The organism is Rhodobacter sp. Har01, assembly GCF_020564565.1.
Classification (GTDB): Bacteria; Pseudomonadota; Alphaproteobacteria; order Rhodobacterales; family Rhodobacteraceae; genus Pseudogemmobacter.
This window is the reverse complement of the sequence record NZ_JAJCTD010000005.1, coordinates 250,591-270,225: the sequence shown is the minus strand read 5'-3', so window position 1 is coordinate 270,225 and position 19,635 is coordinate 250,591. Positions and strand designations below refer to the sequence as shown.

The following is a 19,635-nucleotide window of genomic DNA, read 5'->3' as shown; positions in this document are numbered from 1 at the left end:
TTAGACTGGCGACGCTCAGGCCGCGCGGTTGAGTTCGGGACCGGCCTCGCCCAGCAGAGGGCGCAGCAGGGCCAGGAGGACGGGGTCTTCGGGCAGGGTGGCAAGGGCCGGGCGATAGGCCATCAGAACCTGCAGCACGGCGGTGTGCAGGTGATTGGTGGGGCCCAGGTCAACCACCGGATCGGCGGTGGTCTCCAGGAACGAGACCAGCGTCTCGGCCTCGTCGACGCGGGCGGCGCCTTCGATGCGGGCAAGGCTGCCGTCAATCACCAGGGGCATTTCAGCACCTCCTCCAGGTCCAGGATCATCAGGATCGAGCCGTCACCCAACAGGGCGGCGCCCGACAGGCAGGCCAGGCCGGCCAGCGGGCCGTCCAGCGGTTGCGGGATCACCTCGGTGCCCGAGCGGAAGGCATCGACGATCAGCCCGACCTCGCCTTGCGCGGTGGCGACGATCAGCACCGACAGTTCGGCCGGCTCCTGCGGGCGCGGGGCCAGCCGCAGCGGGCGGCGCAGGTCGCACAGCGGGATCAGCCGGTCGCGCCGCACGATCTGCGGCGGGCCGAGGTGGCGGTGCAGCTGGTCTTGCGGGATGCGGGCGGTTTCCAGCACCATTTCCAGCGGCACGCCGTACTGGCTGCCGTCCAGCTCGACCATCATCAGCCGCCGCACCGTCATCGACAGCGGCAGGGTGATGGTGACAGTGGTGCCCCGGCCCGGCTGGCTGCGCAAGGACAGCGTGCCGCCCGAGCGTTCGACCATGGTCGCCACAACATCCATGCCGACGCCGCGCCCGGACAGGTTCGAGATCGTCTCGGCGGTGGAGAAGCCGGCCCGCAGGATCAGCCGCAGCGCGGCCTCGTCCGGCATCTGGGCGGCCTCGTCGGCGCTGATCAGGCCGCGCTCGACCGCCTTGGCGCGCACCCGCGCGACATCGACGCCGCGGCCGTCGTCGGCGACCTCGATCACCACCTTGTCCTCGGCCAGGCGGGCGGACAGCCGGACCTGGCCCTCGGCCGGCTTGCCGGCGGCACGGCGCTCGGCCGGGGTCTCAAGGCCATGGTCCACGGCGTTGCGGATCAGGTGGATCAGCGGTTCGCCCAGGTCCTCGACGATGTTCTTGTCGGCCTCGGTCTCCTCGCCCTCGACGACGAAGACCAGCGGCTTGTCGACCTGGCGCGAGAGGTCGCGGACCAGCCGGCGGAAGCGGTCGAACACGCTGCCCAGCGGCACCATGCGGACCTGCATGACGGCGGTCTGCAACTCATCGACGATGCGGTTGAAGACGTCGAACTGCGCCCGGATCTCGCGCGCCATGGCGCGGCTGCCGAACACCTCTTCGGCGCGGTTGGCGAGGAAGGGCAGGCCGTTCTTGGCGACGATCAACTCGCCCGCCAGCTTCATCAGCATGTCGATGCGGGCCTGGTCGACCTTGAGCACGCCCTGCCGCCGCGGTGCGGCCTTCGGTGCGGCGGCCGGGTCGGCGGCGGCGGGCGAAGCGGCTACAGGGGCGGGCTTCGGGGCCAGCGCGGCGGCAAGCAGGTCTTGCAGGGCCGTCGCCTGACCCGCGGCAAGCGCCTGGTCGCGGGCGGCCATTACCGCCGCCTCGGCGCCAAGGCCAGCTTGCGGCAAGAGCGCCGACAGCACGGTCGCGGTCGAGGCCATGCGGCCGGCGAAGGCCTCGGCCGGGCCGGGGCAGGCCAGGGCTTCGGCGGTGGCCTCCAGCAGGGCGCGCAGGACAGGGTCGGCGGTGGATGGGGCGGCGGGCGGCGGCGTTTGCGCGCCGATCGCCACCTGGGCCGCGACATAGGCCAGGTGGGTTTGCACCTCGGACAGGCTGGCGGTGCTGATCGCGCGGAAGCGCAGGGCCGCCTGGTAGGGGTCGAAGTCCGGGCCGGGCAGCAGCGGCTGGGTCGCGGTGACCGCCAGCCACACCCGGCCGGGCAGCGTCAGCATGAACCGCAGCGGGTCTTCGCCGCGGAAGAAGCAGCCGCTGTCGGGGGTATAGTCGATCAGCACCACCGGGCCACCGGTGCGCAGCGCGGTCTCGGCCGCGGCAAGGTCGCCCGCCGGCAGGCCATCCAGCCAGTCGGCGGCAAGGTCCGGCCCGCTGTCACCCGGCTCGGGCGGGGCGTCGGCGTCGAAGCGGAAGACGGCCAGCCGGGCGGCCAGACCGCTGGCCACCTCGTCCGCCTCGTCCGGCAGATGGTCCAGCCGGTCAAAGGCATCCAGCCAGGCCGACACCTGGTCCAGCGCGTCAAGCAGGACATCGGCCATCTCGGAATCCAGCGTCAGATTGCCGGCGCGCACTTCGTCCAGCACGTCTTCGGCGGCATGGACGACGCGGGTCAGCGGCGGCACCGGAAACAGGCCCGAATTGCCTTTCAGCGTGTGGACGGCGCGAAACAGGGAGGCGACAAGGGCGCTGTCGTCCGGCTCTTTCTCAAGCCGCAACAGGCATTCGCCGGCGGATTCGACCAGATCGCGGCCTTCGATCAGGAATTGCTCCTTGAGCGAGCTGCCCCCCTCAGACATGGCGCGCCTCTTTCAGCAGAAGGGTCATCACCCGCGCCAGCCAGTCTGCGTCGACCGGCTTGGCGTGGTAGAAATTCGCGCCGGCCGCAAAGGCCTTGTGGCGGTCGTCGGGGCGCGCGGAGGTGGAGATCAGGATGGCCGGCACATCGGCCAGCTCCGGCTGGCGCCGCGCCTCGCGCAGGAAGCGCAGGCCGTCCATGGTGGGCATGTTCAGATCGACCAGCATCAGGCCGAAGGGCTGTGACAGCCCGCGCTCCAGCCCCTCGACGCCGTTGGCGGCCTCGACCACCTCGACGCCGAGGCTTTCGGCAATGCTGCAGCAGAACCGGCGCACCGTCAGCGAATCGTCGACGACAAGAAGGCGTGCGGGGATGTCACGCGCCATGATCGGGGCCCTCCAGCGGTTTCTGGTAGACGATGCCGTCGGCAAAGCGACGCACGGCGAACAGGCTTGAAATGCGGCTCATCGATTCCGAATGGCCCAGCAGAACGAAGCCGCCCGGCCGCAGCGCCGTGGCGATGGCCTCGACCGCCTGGCGCTGCGCCGCCTGGTCGAAGTAGATCAGCAGGTTGCGGCAGAACACCACGTCGATGTCCTGCGCCTGCAACCGCGGCGGCGGGGCGATCAGGTTGACCTTCAGGAACTCGACGCTTTCCAGCAACTGCTCGCTGATGCGGCTGAGGCCGTTCCTGGGCGGGTCGAAATGGCGCGCGCGGATCGCGGCGGGCAGGTTCTGGAAGGCGCGCTCGGCATAGCTGCCGCGGCGGGCGGCGGCCAGCACATCGGTGTCGATGTCCGAGGCGATCAGCGTCACGTCGTGCTGCGCCAGGCCCGGCCAGTGTTCCAGCAGGTAGATGGCGATCGAATAGGGCTCTTCCCCGGTCGAGCAGGGGGTGGACCAGATCTTCAGCGGCCGTCCCGGCCGGCGGGCGGTGATCTCGGGCAGGATCGAGGCGACAAGGCAGCGGAACTGATGCTCTTCGCGGAAGAAGTAGGTCTCGTTCACCGTCATCTCGTTGACGAGGGCCTGGAATTCCCGCTGCGATGCCTCAAGCCGCAACTTGGCGAAATAGGCGCGAAAGTCGCCAAGGCCGCTGGCCGCAATCCGCTTGGCCAGCCGCTTGGTGACGAAATAGCGCTTGGCCGAGGTCAGGTGGATGCCAGTCTTGCGATAGAAATAGTCCTCGAACACCGCGTAGTCGGCTTCGGTCATGCCGATCTCGTCCGGCCGGGTGGAGGCGCGGCTATCGTCCATTGCGCGAAGGCCCCTGGGCGGGGGCTTGCGGGGTGCCCATGCGGGCGGCCACGAAGTCACAGGCAAAGCCGATGAAGCCGCAATCGGCAAAGCGGTCGCGGGCGGCGGCGACCGCGGGCAGCATCCCGGCGGTGCCGCATTCGGCCAGCACGTCCAGCGCGGCGGCGACGACGTTGCGGTCGGGTTCGTGCCAGAGGACGGCGGACAGCCAGTCCAGCACCTGCGGGTGCGGCAGGTCCTCGAGGATGCGGACGCCGAACAGCCGCAGATCGGGGTCGGGGTCGCAAAGCAGCGCCTCGATGGCCGGGGCAATCAAGTGCGGCAGGCGCTGGGCCGCAACGACGGCGTCATTGCGCAGTTCGGTATCGTCGCTGCGCAGGTGGCGCAGGATCTGGCTCAGCGCGGCAGGGGTCGCGGTCTGCACCAGGACGTCGAAGATGGCGGCGCGGACCGAAGGGTCGGTCTCGTCCGGCAGGTGGGCGCCCAGCACCTCGGCCGCGTCGGCTTGGCCGGCCATTGCCCGCACCGCAAGACGCCGCTGGTCGGGGGCGGGGTCGGCCAGGCTGGCGGCCTTGCGCCGGGGCGGCGGGCTGTGCGGGCGTTCGGTCTTCGACACAAGCGGCATGGGGCGGGGCCTTTCGATCAGCCGGCGACAAGGCGCATGAGGGTGTAGGCGATGCGGTCGACGTCGATGATGCGGCTGGCCCCGCCGGCCTCGATCAGGGCGCGGGGCATGCCGAAGATGGCAGAGCTGGCCTCGGACTGCGCGATGGTGGTGCCGCCGGCCTGGTGCAGCCGGGTCATCGCCGCCGCCCCGTCATCGCCCATGCCGGTCAGCAGCACGGCCAGCAGCCGGCCGGGTGGCAGCACCGCCTGCGCGGTGGCGACCATGTGGTTGACCGAGGGGTTCCAGACCAGTTCCGGGTTGGCCGGAACCGGGGTCGCGACCAGCCGGTCGCGCCGCCGCGACACCTGCACGTCGGCGTCGCCCTGGGCCAGGTAGGCCGCGCCGGGCCGAAGCTCGGTCGGGCCGGTCACCTCGATCACCGGCAGCGCGCCCTGCTGCGTCAGCCGCTCGGCGAAGACCTTGGTAAAGCGCTTCGGCATGTGCTGGGCGATCAGGATCGGCACCGGGAAATCCGGTCCCAGCGGGAACAGCACCGCCTCCAGCGCCTTCGGCCCGCCGGTGGAGGAACCGATCAGCACCAGGTCATGGCGGGCTGCGCCTTGGGGTGCGGCGGCGGGCCGCGGCCCGGCATCCGGGCGCGGCGGTGCGGCGGGGCGCCGGGACGGCCTTTTCGGCCCGGTGACACGGATCCGTGCGGCGGCCCGGACCTTGGCCAGGATCTGCGGGAAGATCAGTTTCAGGTCGTGCGAGACGGTGCCGCTGGGCTTGGCGATGTAGTCGACGGCGCCCAGTTCCAGCGCCTCGAGCGTGGCCAGTGCGCCGGCATCGGTCAGCGACGACAGCATCACCACCGGCCGCGGCGCCCGCGCCATGATCTGCGCCAGGCAGGTCAGCCCGTCCATCTCGGGCATGTTGATGTCCAGCGTGACCACGTCGGGGTCGAAGCTGTCCAGCTTGGCCAGCGCGTCCTTGCCGTCGCGGGCGGTCAGGCTTTCGATCCCCGGTTCGGAGGCAAAACACTCCTTCAACCAGCGCCGCATCAGGGCGGAATCGTCGACGACAAGGACGCGCATGGCTTCTACCCTGCAGTTTCCGGCAACCTCAGGCTTCCGCCAGGGCTTCGGCCTCGATCGCTGCAACCGGCGGCGGCGGATCGCCCGCCCCGCCCGGACCCTGATCGCCGAACAGCGCCAGGGCATCGACGATCTGGATGATCCGGGCGCCGTCGTTGAGGTTGGCCACCGTGCCGATCAGCCGGCTCTGCTCGGCCGACAGCTGCGGCGCGGGTTCCAGGCTGGCGCGCGAGATGCGCAGGACCTCGGTGACGGAATCGACGATGTAGCCGGTCTGCACCCCGTCGCGGCTGAGCACGACGATGCGTTGCCGGTCGGTCGTCGCCTCCTGCGCGATGCCGAAGCGGGCGCGCATGCTGACCACCGGCAGGATCGCCCCGCGCACGTTGATCACCCCGGCCACATGGTCCGGCGATTGCGGCACGCGCTTGAGGTCCGCGGGCACGCGGATGATCTCGCGCACTGCGGCGATCTCGATACCATAGTCCTGCCCAGCCAGTTGGTAGACCACCAGCTGGGTCTCTTCGGTAAGGGTCTCGGTGACGGTTTCGACCACGGCATCCTCCTCGGTGCGAGCGGACCCCGCCGCCTTGGTGATCGCGCCGACGATCTCGGCGTCATCGAACAGCGTCGCGCAGGACAGCACGCCCAGCAGGCGGCGCCCGTCGTCCAGGCGGCACATCTGGCCGATCCGGTGCCGGCCATCGCGGTTGATCAGCCCCGACACCGGCACCAGGTCGCAAGCCTGCACATTCATCACCTCGCGCACCTGGTCGACGACAATGCCGACGCGGGCCTGCGCGCCTTCGCCCGTGCCGTCCCGGCCGGGCACCCGCACCACCAGGATGCGGTTGGTCTCGGCCATCGCCAGGTCGGCCAGGCCGAACATCCGGCGCAGGCTGACGATCGGCAGCAGCCGGTTGCGCAGGTCGATGATGCCCAGCACGTGCGAGGCGACCTGCGGCAGCTGGAAGATCGCCTCGGGCGGGCGGACGATTTCATCCACCTCGGCAAGGTCGAAGGCGTATTCCTGGTTCTCGATCAGAAGGTTGACCAGTTGCACGGTGGCCGAGGCCGCGGCGGCGCTGGCGGTCTCTTCCCGTGCGCGCGCTTCGGCCCGGCCCGCCTTGCCGCGGGCGGCAAGCGAGGCGAGCGCGATGGCGCTGCGCGCGTCGAGGATCTGGATCAGGCCGACGCCGTCGCTGTCCTTGATCACGCCGGACAGCACGCTTTCGCTACCGCTGCGGCCCAGGGCCGAGCCGGTTTCCTGCGGCGCGATGCGATCGGCGGCAAAGCTGACCACCCGCGACACCCGGTCGACGATCAGCCCGACCGGGCGGCCGCAATCGACCACCACGGTGCGGCTGGCATCATCGGGGCTGCGGGCGGGCAGGCCGATGGCGCGGCGCAGGTCCATCACCGGCAGAATGGCGCCGCGCAGGTTGGACAGGCCCTCGAACCCGTCCGGCGTCAGCGGCACCCGCACCATGGCGGGCACGCGGATGATTTCCAGCACCGTCTCCATCGGGAAGGCAAAGCACTCCTCGCCCAGGAAGAAGGTGACGAACTGGTGCATATCGGTTGCGGTGGCCGTGGCGGCCGCTGCGGTTTCGGGGGTGTCAAGGTCGTGATCGGGGCCTGGCCGGGCCTTCGCTTTCGCCATGATGCTTCTCCGCTGTGCGATCAGAGGCCGGACTGCAGTTCGTCTGCGGTCGAGGCGATGCTTTCCACGGCGGCGGCAAGCTGGCTGATGCCGGCCTTCTGCTGCTCGGCGGCGGTGGCACCCTGCCGCGCGCCCGAGCTGGCCTGTTCGGCCGCCGCGGCGATCTGCTCGGCGCCCTTCTTGGCCTGCACGGTGGCGGCGCTGATCTCCTGCGCGCTGTTCAGCACGCTGCGGGTGTCGGCCATCACTTCCTTCATCGCGCCTTCGACCTCGACCAGCGCCGCGGTCGAGACCCGCGCGCGTTCGACATCGGCCAGCGAGTTCTGCGCGACCTGCAGCATGTCGGCGCGGACGATGCCGATCTGGTCCTGGATCGCCTTGACCAGGTCCTTGATCGTCTCGGCGTTTTCGGCCGCGTCGTTGGCCAGGTGCTGGATGTCGGAGGACACCACCGCAAAGCCCTTGCCGTATTCGCCGGCGCGCGCCGCTTCGACCGCGCCGTTCACCGCCAGCATCGAGGTCTGGATGGCGACGTTCGAGATGGCGTCGACGATCTTGTCGATGCGCCGGCTCAGCACTTCCAGGTTCTGGATGTCGCGCGCCGATTTCTGCCCGGCCTCGTTGGCGGTGGTGATGCCGACGATCACCTCGTCGACCACGCCCTTGTTCTCGGCCAGCTTGTTCGAGATCACCTCGCTCAGCTCCAGCACGGTGTTCAGCCGCTCGACCGATTCACTGGTGCTCTTGTCGATCTGGGTGATTCCGGCGACGCTTTCCTCGGCGGCGGCGGCCTGCGAGGCGGCGACGGATTCGATCTGGTCGATGGCCTTGGTGACCTGCTCCGAGCTGGCCGACAGTTCCTCGATGGTGGCCGACAGGCTTTCGGCCGAGGCGGCGACCTCTTCCGAGCTTTTGGCGATGTCGGTGCTGGTGCGCAGGTCGTCGGCCAGCCCGACCAACTCCGAGGCCGCCACGTCAGCGGTCTGCAGGGCCTGGCTTTGCGACGAGACGGCCTTGATGGTTTCGGCGGCGGCGGCGCTTTGCTCTTCGGCGGCGGCGGCGATTTCCTCGCTGGCCTTCAGCGCCTGGCGGGTGGCCGCGGCCATTTCGGTGGCCGCCCGGTCGACCGCCTGGTTGGCTTCGACGATGGTGCCGATCTGGCGCATGATCTCGGCCACGCTCTCGATCACGACGCCGCTTTTCTCGACCTCGCCGCGCGCGGTCTGGGCCGAGTCGTTCACCGCCTCGGTGATCGACTTGATGCCGTCGCGGATCTGCGCGACCAGGCCCTGGATGGTCGAGGCGTTCTTTTCCGAGGCCTCGGCCAGCGTGCGCACGGTATCGGCCACCACGGCAAAGCCCTTGCCATGGCTGCCGGCGCGCGCCGCCTCGATAGCGGCGTTCAGCGCCAGCAGGTTGGTCTGGTCGGCGATGCGGATCACCTGGGTGACCGAGTCGATGATGTTGGTGGCCTGCTGGTCCAGTTCGATCATCATGCGGACCGAGTCGAGCTGCCGCTCGGCGGCGCCGCTGACGTTGGCGACCATGCCGCGGATGCCGTTGGCGGTGCGCTCGAGCACGCGCTGCAGTTCCTCGGCGCGGGTCTGACTGCGGGCGGCGGCGGCGGCCTGGGCCGAAACCGAGCCGTCGATCTGGCGCATCGCCGTCATCGATTCCTCCGACGCGGCGGCGGATTGCTCGGCGCCATCGGCGATCTGCTGCATCGAGGCGGCCAGTTCCTCGGCCGCGGCGGCAGCTTCGGTGACGTTCGACGACAGCTGCGTCGCAGCCGCCGCCAGCCGTTCCGCCGCCTGCTGCTGGCGGGCCACGGTGCGGGCCTTGCGCCGCATCTCTTCGGCCGTGGCAGCGGCGCGCACGCTGGTGCGCGGTTCATCCGACAGCGCCCGGGTGCCCTGACCGGAGATCTTGGCCAGCCCCGCCGAGGCAACGGCCTTGCGCGCAATGGCGTTGTGATCCTGACCGTTGACGCGCGGCGACTTGGTGATCGGCATTCTGTATTCCCTTCATGCGCTTGACGGGCCGGGCCGCGAAGGATGCGCGGTCTGAAGCGGCCTTGGTCTGGACGGGCGTTCCACCACCCGCGGTGCGATTCGCCGACAGCATCGGGAACAACTGCTAAGCCTTGGTGAACGGCTTCCAGGCCTGCCCTGCCGTCGCTGACGCGGCGGGCCGGCTGGTCTTTACCCGGGCTTAAGACCGCCGCCCTAGGGTTGCACCGCAGCGGGTGCTGGCAGCGCAGTCCAGCGCCGGTGCCGATCTTTGTCACCGGGTTCGGAGAGCCTCATGCGTCTGTCATGGCGAAACCCTGGGGGCCTGGCTTTCTGGGCCAGACTGTTCGGCGCGACCCGCATGTCCGGCGCCCCGACCCTTGAACACCGGTTGAACCAGGCAGAAACCGAGCGTGACGCCTGCCTGCGTGCCCTTGCGGGCCTGCCGGTGGCTGAGATCCTAGCGCTGAATCCGGGGCTGGCCGACATCGCCCGGCGTATTGCCGCCGCCCAGTCGGGCCATGCGCACCACTCCAAAGCCCCGCAATTCGAAGCGCTGCTCAAGGATTGCCACGTCATTGCCTGCGGAAACCTGCGGCCACTCAGTCCCGAGACGGTCTCGCCCGGGCCGGGGCAACGTCTGGTCGAAGCGATCGACGCCATCGTCCGGCAATGGGCGAAGACCGCCAGCATCGGAAACGGATTGGCGTCGCGCCTGGCCGGGAAGGAAGATGACCTTCGGCTGCAAGCCAAGGGTCTGCGGGACCGCACGGCGGCCCAGATCGACCTGATCCAGGGGGTAACCTTCACTCTGGACGTGGTTTCAGAGTTGGCTATGACCAACAGCCAACTGGCACGGCAGTCCTGCAAGCTGGCCGGTGACGCCCAGGGCGCTGTCGGCGAGATGGCGGAGGGCCTGGTTGGCTTGAACGAGGCAATGCGACGGATCGGGCATGCCTCGCGGCAGATCACCGGTGTGGTCGCCAAGATCGAGGACATTGCCATTCAGACCAACATGCTGGCGCTGAACGCCGGCATCCAGGCCGCCCAGGCTGGCGAAGCGGGGCGCGGCTTCGGCGTCGTCGCGGCCGAGGTCCGGCTGCTGGCTGGTGCCACCCGTAGCCTTGCAGAGTCGATCGTGGGCATGGCGGAGGAATCCCTTTCCGCCGTCGAGGCCGGCGAAAAGTCCTCCGGCCGCACCGACCGCCATATGTCCGAGATTGTCCTCATGACGAAGGAGGTGCTGAATTGCCTGGTACAGGTCCAGTCGATATCGGATCGCCAGGCAACGCAGGTGACAGACCTGCTCGGCTCTGTGGAGTCGACGACCCGCGCCGCGGCAGAGACGGCGCGCCTTGCCACTGTCAGCTGTGATGGTCTGGCTCAGCACCAGGCCGGCCTCGATGCACTCACACATGCGCTTTCGGCGATCACGATCGACGACAGACTGGTGCCCGAGCAGGACTTGGTTCCCGAAGAGCCTGTCGTGCCGAACGATGTGGTCAGCCGCGCTCCCTCACGCAGCGTCGAGCTCTTCTGAGCCACCTGCCAAGGCTTTGGCGCTCTCCAGTTTCTCGGGGGAAGTCGGCTTTGTTGCTCAAATCCTGCGAGGGATTCATATTGTGACTCAAGCGCGATAGCTGGGGTGGATGAGCAGACCGAACACACCGGCGTAAGAGACCCGGACTGGCCCGCGGATAACAAGGCGCTCAAGCGCCGCGGGTCGCTGACGGTCTGGTTTGATCCTGTCGTGACATGGGCGGCGAAGCCGTCCGGCAAGCGTGGGCGACAGCCCGTCCACGGCGACGCTGCCGTGCTGAGCTACTCTCCGATCCCTGGGCAGTTTTCCGGGCGATTTGAGCTGCTGCCTGCGCCTGCTGATCGGTTTCAATGTGGTTGAACTGGACCACGGCCGGCGGTTGTCCGCCATGGGCGGCGTGAGGCCGTTGATGGTTGCAGATGGTGATCCAGCGCCCGGCGACCGCCTTTGCCTGGGACCCGGTTTCCCAGGCGCGCAGGTAAACGCAGGCATATTTCAGCGACCGCCACTGCCGCTCGATGAAGATGTCGTCGAGGTATCGCGCTTTTCCATCCATCGAGATCCCGGTCTTTGCCCGCTTCAACCGGTCGGTCCAGTCGAAGCAGGTGAAAGCGCCCTGCGGCGCGGAATGGAATGACGACCGCGAGATCGACAGCAGGCGATATTGCGCCCCGACCGCCAACTGGGGATGGTTCCGTTCTATCGTGCCCCGCCTCACTTCCCGACCCAGGGCGTGAGCTTTCTTGCCAAGACATCGTTGGCGATCGCCAGTTCTCCGATCCTGGCATGCAGGTCACGCACCGTATCCTCGGCGACCTCAGCGATGGCGGCCGCCCTGCCGCCGCGCTCAAGGATCCCTGCGGCACCCTCAAGCAGCGCTGTCTTCCACGGACGGATCAGTGTCGGATGGACCTCATAGGCGGTCGCCGGATCAGCCACCGTGCGCTCACCCTGCAGCGCTTCCAACGCAACACGCGCCTTGAACGCCGCGTCACGGTTCCTGCGTTTCGGCATCTCTGTTCTCCTTGCCTCTGGAGACCAGCAGACTTCAGACCGGAGCTGCCGTCACTGTCCGAATCTCGGGGGGTCGCTCAGACTGCCCGCACACGGCGCGACGTCAGGTGGTTTCGGCTTGGCCCAGTCCAGCACGCGCCTGAGTCGACCCGATTTGGCATTTCCGTCGAGTCTGGTCGTTCTCAGGGTTTCCCCCAGACCTCGACTTCGTAGAATTGAAGGTGGCCTGCCTCGGCCAGTTGCAGCAGGACAAAGCGTGCCTGGACCGTCATCGGCAGCGTCAAGACCTCCCAGCGGGAGCCGTCGTGGCGGTAGACCTCGTCCCACGCAGCGCCGTCCAGGCTGACGAAGACCAACAGCGACGGATTTGCCAGCACTTCGGGATTGAGCCGGTTGTAAATCCGGATCGCGTCGATCTGCGCGGTCGCGCCCAGGTCGACATACCACCAGGGGTTCTGCTCAAGGTCGGTGTGGACCAGATCGTGCGGATCGCGCCCCACTGTCACGCCGTCGTTGCCGTGCTGCGGGCCCTGATCGACCCCGGTGCCCCGGTAGACGCTGCTTTGCGTCGAAAGCCTGCCGAGCGCAAGGTTGCGGGATTCGTCGTCGGCGCCGGGCGTAGCCGCCGGAGGCACCGGTGGAACCGGTGCCGCTGCGGCCCCGGCGGACCCGTCGCCCCCCGCAGAAGCCCCGGCGCCGGCGTCCGCCGATCCGGGCTGCGGCACCTCGGCGGCGGGCGGCGGGGACTGGCCCTCGGGGTAGAAGACGGCGGTGAAGTTCACGGTCCCGGCAAAGCCATCACAATCAGCCAAGCCGCATTTCACCGGCCGGTTCATCATGAAGCTGCCCGCGTACTGCCCGCCGGGGATCTTCCAGATCGTCCGCACGCGCTTGTCGGCGATCGTGCCGTTGGCCGGGGGCGGCGAGGCGTAGTCGCTGGACCGTTGCGATCCGAACCAGGTTTCCGAAGATACGTGCTCCCAGTATTCCGTGCCTCCGGTGATCAGACAGCTTTCGGTCGAAGCGTAGAATTCGCGTTCGCGATAGGGCGTGACCACATAATCGACGACCAGTTGGCCCGGCCCGGTGATCGCATAGGGAACCGATTTCCCGCCGGCCCCCGGGTCGATCATCGCGCCGCCCTCCCATTGCGCGTGGCCCGAGGCAATGGCCTCCGCAAAGGCCAGACCGGCCGGAAAGGCTGCAAGCACCGATCCGATACCGACCAGAATGCGCAGGCCAAGCGGAAGAAACAGACGTGCGGCCATGGAATGCTCCCAAACAGAACCGATGCCGCGAAGGCCCGGCGCGTTGGCGCAGCAGGGTTTCGGGTCAGGCTGCGCCATCGAGACAAATCGGACGAACCCTGCCAAATCAGTCTATGCCTTTCGCCCGCCGGCATTCAATGCGACGGAATTCCATCACGTGATCGCCGGCCTTGTGCCGAATCGAAATGATCAATACCGGACCCGCAATTTCCGACGGACCCCAGGCCGAAACGAATTCATTGGGGTCGCGCATTGGTGTCCGGTGCGAAGCGACAGCTGCGCTTTGGCGCCAACGAATGAAGGCGCCGGACAGGAGCCTGCGACAAATCGGACACCAGAGCGACGCAACCCGCAAATCGAGGACCGGCACTTGCCGCAGGTGTATAGTGCAGGTCGAGTCGCCGCCGCAGGTGAAACGGGCATGACGCATTCGACGGATCGGGCGCTGGATTGGGCCGTGGATGTGCCCCTGATGACGCATCCGCTGATGCGGGCCAACTTCGTCCGGCTGATGCTGCTGACCGGCCTTCTGATGGCGGCTCTGCTGGGCGGGCTGACCGCCGCCACCGGCGATACCGACGCGGTGCTGCCGCTCATGGGTCTGGTCGCGGCCGCCCTTGCGGGGTTGTCGGTTCTGTTCGTGCTTGTCGCGCTGGTGGTCTTTGGCAACCGCATGCACATGCGCTTTGTCCTGGATCGGCGCGGGGCGCGGTCCGAAGTGATCGACCGGCGCGCCGCGCGTGCGAACCGGGCCGCCCGGGTTGTGGGGGCTTTGGCAGCGGCGCCTGGCGTGGCGGGCGCGGGCATCCTGGCCGAAGCGAGCAAGCAGCAGTCGATAGCCTGGAATGCCGTCGCCCGCGTGCGCTACTACAAGTCCTGGAACGCGATCGCGCTGTCGAACAGCTGGCGAACCTTGGTGACGCTGTACTGCACGCCCGCGAATTACGATACGGTCGCCGCCGCCGTCGCCAGGGCGCTCGAGGCTCGGCCGGCCGCCGCCAAGGCCCCCCGCAAGAGCCCGTTGCCCGCGTTGCTCTTGCGCAGCGCGCTCACGGTGCTTGCCGCTGCCCCGCTGTTCGCCTTGCCAGACCTGCCCGAAGACGCGCTGCTGCCTGCGCTCCTGACCCTCGCTTTCGCACTTGCGTCCCTTTGGCTGATCCCCGTTCTGGGCCTGGCGGTCCTTGGGGGCCTGGCCTGGATGTCGGTGCTGGAGATTGTTGCGCAAAGCGAGGTCCGCACTTCGACCTTCGACGCGGCGGCCTATCGCGCCTATGAGGTGATGAGCGGCGACGACATTGCGATCCTCGCGCTGGCCGTTGTCGGCGCGGCCTATCTGGTCTGGCAGACCCTGGGCCTGACGCGCGGCAAGATCCGCTCGGGCCTGGTCGGCGACGAACAGGAAGACGCCGAAGCGGCAGAGCTGGAATAGTCGAAAGCGCGGTTCGGTGCCGCCAGACGCATGCGAACGCGCCTCTGCAAGGGTAGGGGCCCGCCCCTTTTGCGGCGAGAAGGCCGCTCCATTCGGTGAGAGCGGCGGCACGGTCGGACTTTTGGTCGTCGCGAGGGGAAAGCGCTCGCTTCGGGTTGAAATGGTTGCAGACAGGGCATTGGCAGCGGCGAGCGCTGCGGACTTCGCATCCATCGAAACTGGGCCATGGCACGCTTGTGCCGCGTGAACGGGCGATGCGAACTCTCCGCCCGGTTGCCGGACCAAGTGCTGATCTTGTGGCCATGTGTCCGGCCGAGGTTCTGCAGCGCGGTCATCGGAGCCGAGAGAAGAAACACGCGCGCTGCAGGCGTGCAGGTTGGCTGCCGACTTGCGGTGAATCAACCTGGAGGATCATCGATGTCGCTATACTCGACCTTGAGGACATATTCCGCTCCCAGAGAAAAGGAGAGTGCGGTGGCCAAGCTCGGTTCGGAAGACAGTGGGACTGTGACCGAAGCAACGGGGGCGGACCCGGCATCCGAGGCGATTGCGGAGGAAAAGCAAGCGGCAGACGGGACGACGCCGGCCCACGACGGCCGCACTCCGCAGCCCGACCCCCCGACGCCAGACTACCTGCGTCCGAAAATGGGGACATCGAACGTGGGTGAGCCGACATATTATCGCTCGCTCTACTTCCTTGAGCCGCTTGAGGCCCCGACCGCGACATGCATTCCTCTGGCCGGATCGGTCGACCCGTTCGATCCCAAGTTGGCAGAGGCCACCCTGCAGCCGGCATGCGGCGTGCTGACCGTGCACGAGCAGACCTGGACACAGCAGGGCCTGCAACTGGGCAATCTGCTGCGGTCGATCTGCCTGGCGCCCGGCGAGGTGATCCAGATCGCGGTGACCGATTGGGAACGGCGGACCGGCGGGAAGAGCAGTGCCGGAACCACGCAGTCCGAAACGGCCGACAGCTCGATCCAGCAGGACCGCAACGTGAAGGAGGCCCAGGATGCCGTTGCGCGCGAGGCGCAAAGCGGCGGCTCATCGGCATCGTCCAGCGCGGTGACAAACCAGGCGGGCGTGTCAGGCGGCTGGCTGTTCTTCGGGGCCTCGGGGGCAAGTTCCAGCACACAGGCCTCGGCGCTGACCGCGCAGTACAGCACGGGCAGCAGATCACTGGCGGCGGATTCAACCGTGGCCATCACGCAAAGCACGGCCGAACAGACTCACAGCCTGCGGTCGCGCTATCAGACCGTGATCAAGGAAGTCACCGAGAAGGAGAAGGAGACGCTGAACACCCGCGTCCTGGTGAACTACAACCGCCGGCACGCGCTGAACATGCTGTTCTTCGAGGTGCTGCAAACCTACGAGGTCAAGACCTCGCTGAAATACTGGGACCGCTGCCTGTTCATCCCGATGGTGCCGGTCCATTTCCTGCCTCCGCCTCGGACCGAACAGCAACGGGACGATGTCCTGGTGGCCCCGCCCGACACGCTGTTCCGCCACAGCGCGCAGTTGATGGAGATCTTCGCGGAACTGAAGCGCCCCGACCTGATGGCGCAATTCGAGGCGATCCTGCGCAAAGTGATCGACCATGACAGTTCGGCCGATGTGCGGCTGCCGCCGGCGCCGCGGGAAATGCTGTTGCAGAAGCGGCTGGACCAGCTGAACCGCCTCAAGGCCTATTGCGCCGAACTTATGGGCACCGGCGGACCGGTCGAGATGGGGTCGCAAGAGGCATTGGCGCTGCGCCGGCAACTTGGTCTGGGCGACACCCCGATCAGCTTTGACCCGGCTGGAAACTATCCGGCCTTCGGGCTGGTTGACGATATCGATTCCGATATCCAGCGGGTTGGCAACGAACTGGCGGCGCTGGCCTCGACCCGGCAGTTGAGCGACCTGATCGGCCTGTCGGTCATGCTCGAGCAGAACCGTCTGTTCGTCAGCCAGCAGCTTTGGCTGCGGATGAGCCCGGACCAGATTTGTCGGCTGCTGCAAAAATACGCGGTGGACGGCATCCCGCTGGTTGCACAGGTGGACCCTCACCCGGTGGGTGTCTTCGGCAACTACCTGGCCTTCCGCTGGCGCTTCCCAAAGGGAGAAGCGGGCCGCCAGCAGCGCGCAGTCTGGGCGAAGGATCACCTGGGACTGGACCAGCCGGACAATGAATATGCTGGCAAGTCTATCCATGTCGGTCTGCCGGGATCGGGCGTCTTCGCAGAAGCGGTGCTGGGCCAAAGCCTGGCGGCGGAGGAGGTGAACCCGATCTATCCAAGCTGGGCCGACGCGGAAAACCGCATTCCCATCCTGCCGCCGCAGATCGCGCCCTTGGCTACGTTCGACCGGGCGAAGGGCATGGACCTGGAAACCTCCGACTTCACGGCGGCGCTGGCGCAGCTTCGCGCCGAAAAGATCGCCGATGCCTCGTTCATCGACAAGGCCATCGGCGGCGCAACCCGCGGCGACAGCTTCCGCGACATGGGCGGGTTGAGCGAAATGATGAAGCTGGCCGACAAGGTCGCGGGGCTCAGCTCCGACGGTGCCAAACACGCCGCGGACAAGGCATTGGACGTGCAGAAGTCGGTACAGGAGACTTTCCTCAAGATGCTGGACAGCGACGTGGGCAAGGCGCTGGTTGCGGAATACATGATCCCGGGCGCCGGCAGTTCGATCCTGGGTGCCAAGCCTCCCGGCGCCGGAAAGAAGGACGCCCTCGAGCCACAGAAGACGGTTGGCCCGCCTTCGCCCAAGGCCACTTCGGGGGATCAAAAGGCAGTGAAAGCCGACAAGCCTGCGAATTGAGCCGCCTCTCTGCCCAAGAAGACCTGCGCCTGGAATCGGCGACCCGGGATTTCTTTGCGCCGGGATCCTGCTGATCAGTTGGTTCTCTTCACCAGGTGCCTGATATTCGACACCGGCCACAAGCGCGCAGCGTCCAGCCGCTTCTGGAAAGCCTGACCGCGCTGAGCCAGGCCCGCACCACCGAAACCGGCCGCTTCGCCGCCTGATCGCCCGTCAGCCGTCGGGGTCGCTTTGCACGGAATCCTCGCGCGCCGGGCGCCGTGTTCCAGAAGATTCCGGGGGCATCTAGCCAGCTGAGGGGGAATTCCTGTGTTTCGGCGTGCAATTTTGACCCCCTAGGTGGGGCTATCGGCGTCCAATTTTGACCCCCCTGATGTTCTGTCAGACCGTCCGTTGCGGGGCAGCGGACGGAGGGGGAGTTGAAGCGGGTGGACACGATTGCGCGGGTCCGGCGGGCCTTTCACGTTCAGAACTGGTCGATGAAGAGGATCGTGCGGGAGCTGCATGTTTCGCGGAACACCGTGCGGAAGATCCTGCGGACGGACGAGACGGACTTCAGCTACGAACGCGAGCGGCAGCCGATGCCGCGGATCGGGCCGTGGCAGGGCCAGTTGGAGCAGTTCCTGTCAGCCAATGCAGGCAAGCCGTCGCGGGAGCGGCTGACGTTGATCCGGATCTTCGAGGAGTTGCGCGGGCTGGGATACGAGGGCGGTTACGATGCAGTGCGCCGGTTCGCCAAGACCTGGTCGCAGAACCGGGGGGCCGCGACCGCCGAGGCCTATGTCCCGCTCTACTACGCGCCGGGCGAAGCCTGCCAGTTCGACTGGAGCCACGAGGTCGTTCGGATTGAGGGCGTGACGGTCACCGTGAAGGTGGCGCATGTCCGGCTTTGCCACAGCCGGATGATGTTCGTCCGGGCCTATATGCGCGAGAGCCAGGAGATGGTGTTCGACGCCCATGACAGGGCGTTCGCCTTCTTCCGGGGCACCTGCACGCGCGGGATCTACGACAACATGAAGACGGCGGTCGAGGCGGTCTTCACCGGCAAGGAGCGGCACTACAACCGCCGCTTCCTGCAGATGTGCAGCCACTATCTTGTGCAACCCGTCGCCTGCACCCCTGCGTCAGGTTGGGAGAAGGGGCAGGTCGAGAACCAGGTCGGGCTGGTGCGCGAGCGGTTCTTCACGCCCCGCCTGCGGGTCAAGAATCTGGAAGAGCTGAACGCCTGGCTGATGGACAAATGCGTGGCCTACGCCCGCGGAGGACGAGTGCTTTGGGTGCCATTTGGGGCCCTTTCCATGAGGCCCTCCTGGACATGCCGCTTGACCGGATGCACCGTGCCGTTGCACAACGCTCCTTACAGGAGACATGCCCCGAAGGGGCTGTTTCGGTCAAAGGGGGGCTGCTCGTTGCTGCGAGTAGCTCCCACCCCCCCCTATTCAACAGTTAGTGTCTGCCGGAGCTCGGCATCGAAGCTGTCGTATTCGCTTTCCACGTTCAAACGAATTTTTTCCAGCTTCGACAGATTCTCTGTCTTGACTCGAGGCCCGCGATCTCACGGCCACAGCAAGCTTGCGTGGTCCTCAGCACTCACTCTTCAGCTGAGAACATGGCTCCGCTTCTGCCGGAGAACGGCACGCTGGCGGGAAGGTCATCGGTCCGGTCCGGTCCGGCACCATGGCGACATTGCTCTTGTTGCCAACTCGGTTGTCAAACCGTGCCAACTCGAGTGGCGAGCCACACCCATGGCTTTTCCACAGAAGAATTTTCAACAAATCGCTTTACAGGCTTCCGCTTTCGCCACACCATATCTAGTAAGGTCTGCGTCGGGCACACGCTGTTCCTTGCCAGACACGCAGCTTCTTGTGGGTCGCGGCCTGTGGGAAGCCTTATGATGGGGCTCGGGCAGATGTCGCTTTCAGAAGACTACCTCCTTTCGGACGACCTGCACCCGATCGACATCGTCGAGACCCTGGCCGAGCACCATGCCTGGGAATTCGACCGCGTCACCGATGACCAGATCGCGATGTCGGTCGAGGGCCAGTGGCGCACCTACTCGCTCACCCTGGCCTGGAGCCCGCAGGACGAGACGCTGCGCCTGATCTGCACCTTCGAGATGGAGCCGCCCGAAGCGCGGATGGCGCTGCTCTACGACGTGCTGAACCGCTGCAACGACATGGTCTGGACCGGCGCCTTCACCTGGTGGGCCGAGCAGAAACTGATGGTCTGGCGCTATGGCCTGTGCCTGGCGGGCGGGCAGATCGCCGGGCCCGAGCAGATCGACCGGCTGATCTCCAGCGCGGTGATGGCCTCGGAACGCTTCTACCCGGCGTTCCAGATGGTGCTGTGGGGCGACAAGAGCCCGGCCGAGGCGATGAAAGTCGCCATTGCCGAAGCCTACGGCCGCGCCTAACCT

At 67.3% G+C, this 19,635-nt stretch carries 14 protein-coding genes and 3 pseudogenes; 6 read left to right on the top strand and 11 right to left on the bottom strand.

Annotated elements, in window-relative coordinates; translation table 11 throughout:
* Positions 1 to 15: 15 nt before the first annotated feature.
* From LHP98_RS14200 to LHP98_RS14165, 8 genes are read right to left on the bottom strand one after another with little or no spacing between them, the layout of a single operon-like run.
* Complete coding sequence (locus tag LHP98_RS14200; RefSeq protein WP_227253197.1) at positions 16 to 279, bottom strand: hypothetical protein; 264 nt, start codon at positions 277 to 279, stop codon at positions 16 to 18.
* Positions 267 to 2,534 carry a chemotaxis protein CheA gene (locus LHP98_RS14195; protein WP_227253196.1) on the bottom strand — a complete coding sequence of 756 codons (2,268 nt, stop codon included), beginning with the start codon at positions 2,532 to 2,534 and terminating at the stop codon, positions 267 to 269. Before LHP98_RS14195 ends, LHP98_RS14200 begins: the two co-directional genes overlap by 13 nt.
* On the bottom strand, positions 2,527 to 2,919 hold the full coding sequence (locus LHP98_RS14190) for a response regulator (protein WP_227253195.1): 393 nt from the start codon (positions 2,917 to 2,919) through the stop codon (positions 2,527 to 2,529). The genes LHP98_RS14195 and LHP98_RS14190 overlap by 8 nt, the downstream gene beginning before the upstream one ends.
* Positions 2,909 to 3,790, bottom strand: a complete 882-nt coding sequence (locus tag LHP98_RS14185; RefSeq protein WP_227253194.1) for a CheR family methyltransferase — start codon at positions 3,788 to 3,790, stop codon at positions 2,909 to 2,911. Before LHP98_RS14185 ends, LHP98_RS14190 begins: the two co-directional genes overlap by 11 nt.
* On the bottom strand, positions 3,780 to 4,415 hold the full coding sequence (locus LHP98_RS14180) for a HEAT repeat domain-containing protein (protein ID WP_227253193.1): 636 nt from the start codon (positions 4,413 to 4,415) through the stop codon (positions 3,780 to 3,782). The genes LHP98_RS14185 and LHP98_RS14180 overlap by 11 nt, the downstream gene beginning before the upstream one ends.
* A gap of 17 nt (positions 4,416 to 4,432) precedes the next feature.
* Positions 4,433 to 5,491, bottom strand: a complete 1,059-nt coding sequence (locus tag LHP98_RS14175; RefSeq protein WP_227253192.1) for a protein-glutamate methylesterase/protein-glutamine glutaminase — start codon at positions 5,489 to 5,491, stop codon at positions 4,433 to 4,435.
* Positions 5,492 to 5,519: 28 nt separating this feature from the next.
* Positions 5,520 to 7,154, bottom strand: coding sequence for a chemotaxis protein CheW (locus tag LHP98_RS14170; protein WP_227253191.1), 1,635 nt, complete (start codon positions 7,152 to 7,154; stop codon positions 5,520 to 5,522).
* A gap of 20 nt (positions 7,155 to 7,174) precedes the next feature.
* Positions 7,175 to 9,166: a methyl-accepting chemotaxis protein gene (locus LHP98_RS14165; protein ID WP_227253190.1), complete on the bottom strand. Its 1,992-nt coding sequence runs from the start codon at positions 9,164 to 9,166 to the stop codon at positions 7,175 to 7,177.
* Positions 9,167 to 9,458: 292 nt separating this feature from the next.
* Between LHP98_RS14165 and LHP98_RS14160 the strand changes: the two genes are divergently transcribed.
* Both LHP98_RS14160 and LHP98_RS14155 read left to right on the top strand, forming a co-directional pair.
* Positions 9,459 to 10,703, top strand: coding sequence for a methyl-accepting chemotaxis protein (locus LHP98_RS14160; RefSeq protein WP_227253189.1), 1,245 nt, complete (start codon positions 9,459 to 9,461; stop codon positions 10,701 to 10,703).
* A 109-nt stretch (positions 10,704 to 10,812) separates the two neighbouring features.
* Positions 10,813 to 10,979, top strand: a pseudogene (locus LHP98_RS14155) (IS5/IS1182 family transposase); the annotation flags it as partial.
* Positions 10,980 to 11,088: 109 nt separating this feature from the next.
* Here LHP98_RS14155 and LHP98_RS14150 read toward each other — a convergent pair.
* The 3 genes and pseudogenes from LHP98_RS14150 to LHP98_RS14140 form a co-directional block, all read right to left on the bottom strand.
* Positions 11,089 to 11,259: pseudogene (locus LHP98_RS14150) on the bottom strand (integrase core domain-containing protein); the annotation flags it as partial.
* Positions 11,260 to 11,417: 158 nt separating this feature from the next.
* A complete protein-coding gene (locus LHP98_RS14145) occupies positions 11,418 to 11,717 on the bottom strand; it encodes a transposase (protein WP_227253188.1) in 300 nt (99 codons plus the stop codon).
* 182 nt (positions 11,718 to 11,899) lie between these two features.
* The gene (locus LHP98_RS14140) at positions 11,900 to 12,985 is read right to left on the bottom strand and encodes a discoidin domain-containing protein (protein WP_227253187.1); all 1,086 of its coding nucleotides are present in this window, start codon (positions 12,983 to 12,985) and stop codon (positions 11,900 to 11,902) included.
* A gap of 421 nt (positions 12,986 to 13,406) precedes the next feature.
* Here LHP98_RS14140 and LHP98_RS14135 point away from each other — a divergent pair, with 421 nt between their 5' ends.
* The 4 genes and pseudogenes from LHP98_RS14135 (at position 13,407) to LHP98_RS14120 (ending at position 19,632) form a co-directional block, all read left to right on the top strand.
* The gene (locus LHP98_RS14135; protein ID WP_227253186.1) at positions 13,407 to 14,414 is read left to right on the top strand and encodes a hypothetical protein; all 1,008 of its coding nucleotides are present in this window, start codon (positions 13,407 to 13,409) and stop codon (positions 14,412 to 14,414) included.
* Positions 14,415 to 15,074: 660 nt separating this feature from the next.
* Complete coding sequence (locus LHP98_RS14130; RefSeq protein WP_227253185.1) at positions 15,075 to 17,219, top strand: hypothetical protein; 2,145 nt, start codon at positions 15,075 to 15,077, stop codon at positions 17,217 to 17,219.
* Positions 17,220 to 17,638: 419 nt separating this feature from the next.
* Positions 17,639 to 18,511 (top strand): annotated as a pseudogene (gene istA, locus LHP98_RS14125) (IS21 family transposase); the annotation flags it as partial.
* A gap of 617 nt (positions 18,512 to 19,128) precedes the next feature.
* A complete protein-coding gene (locus LHP98_RS14120; protein ID WP_227253184.1) occupies positions 19,129 to 19,632 on the top strand; it encodes a YbjN domain-containing protein in 504 nt (167 codons plus the stop codon).
* The last annotated feature ends 3 nt before the right edge of the window (positions 19,633 to 19,635 follow it).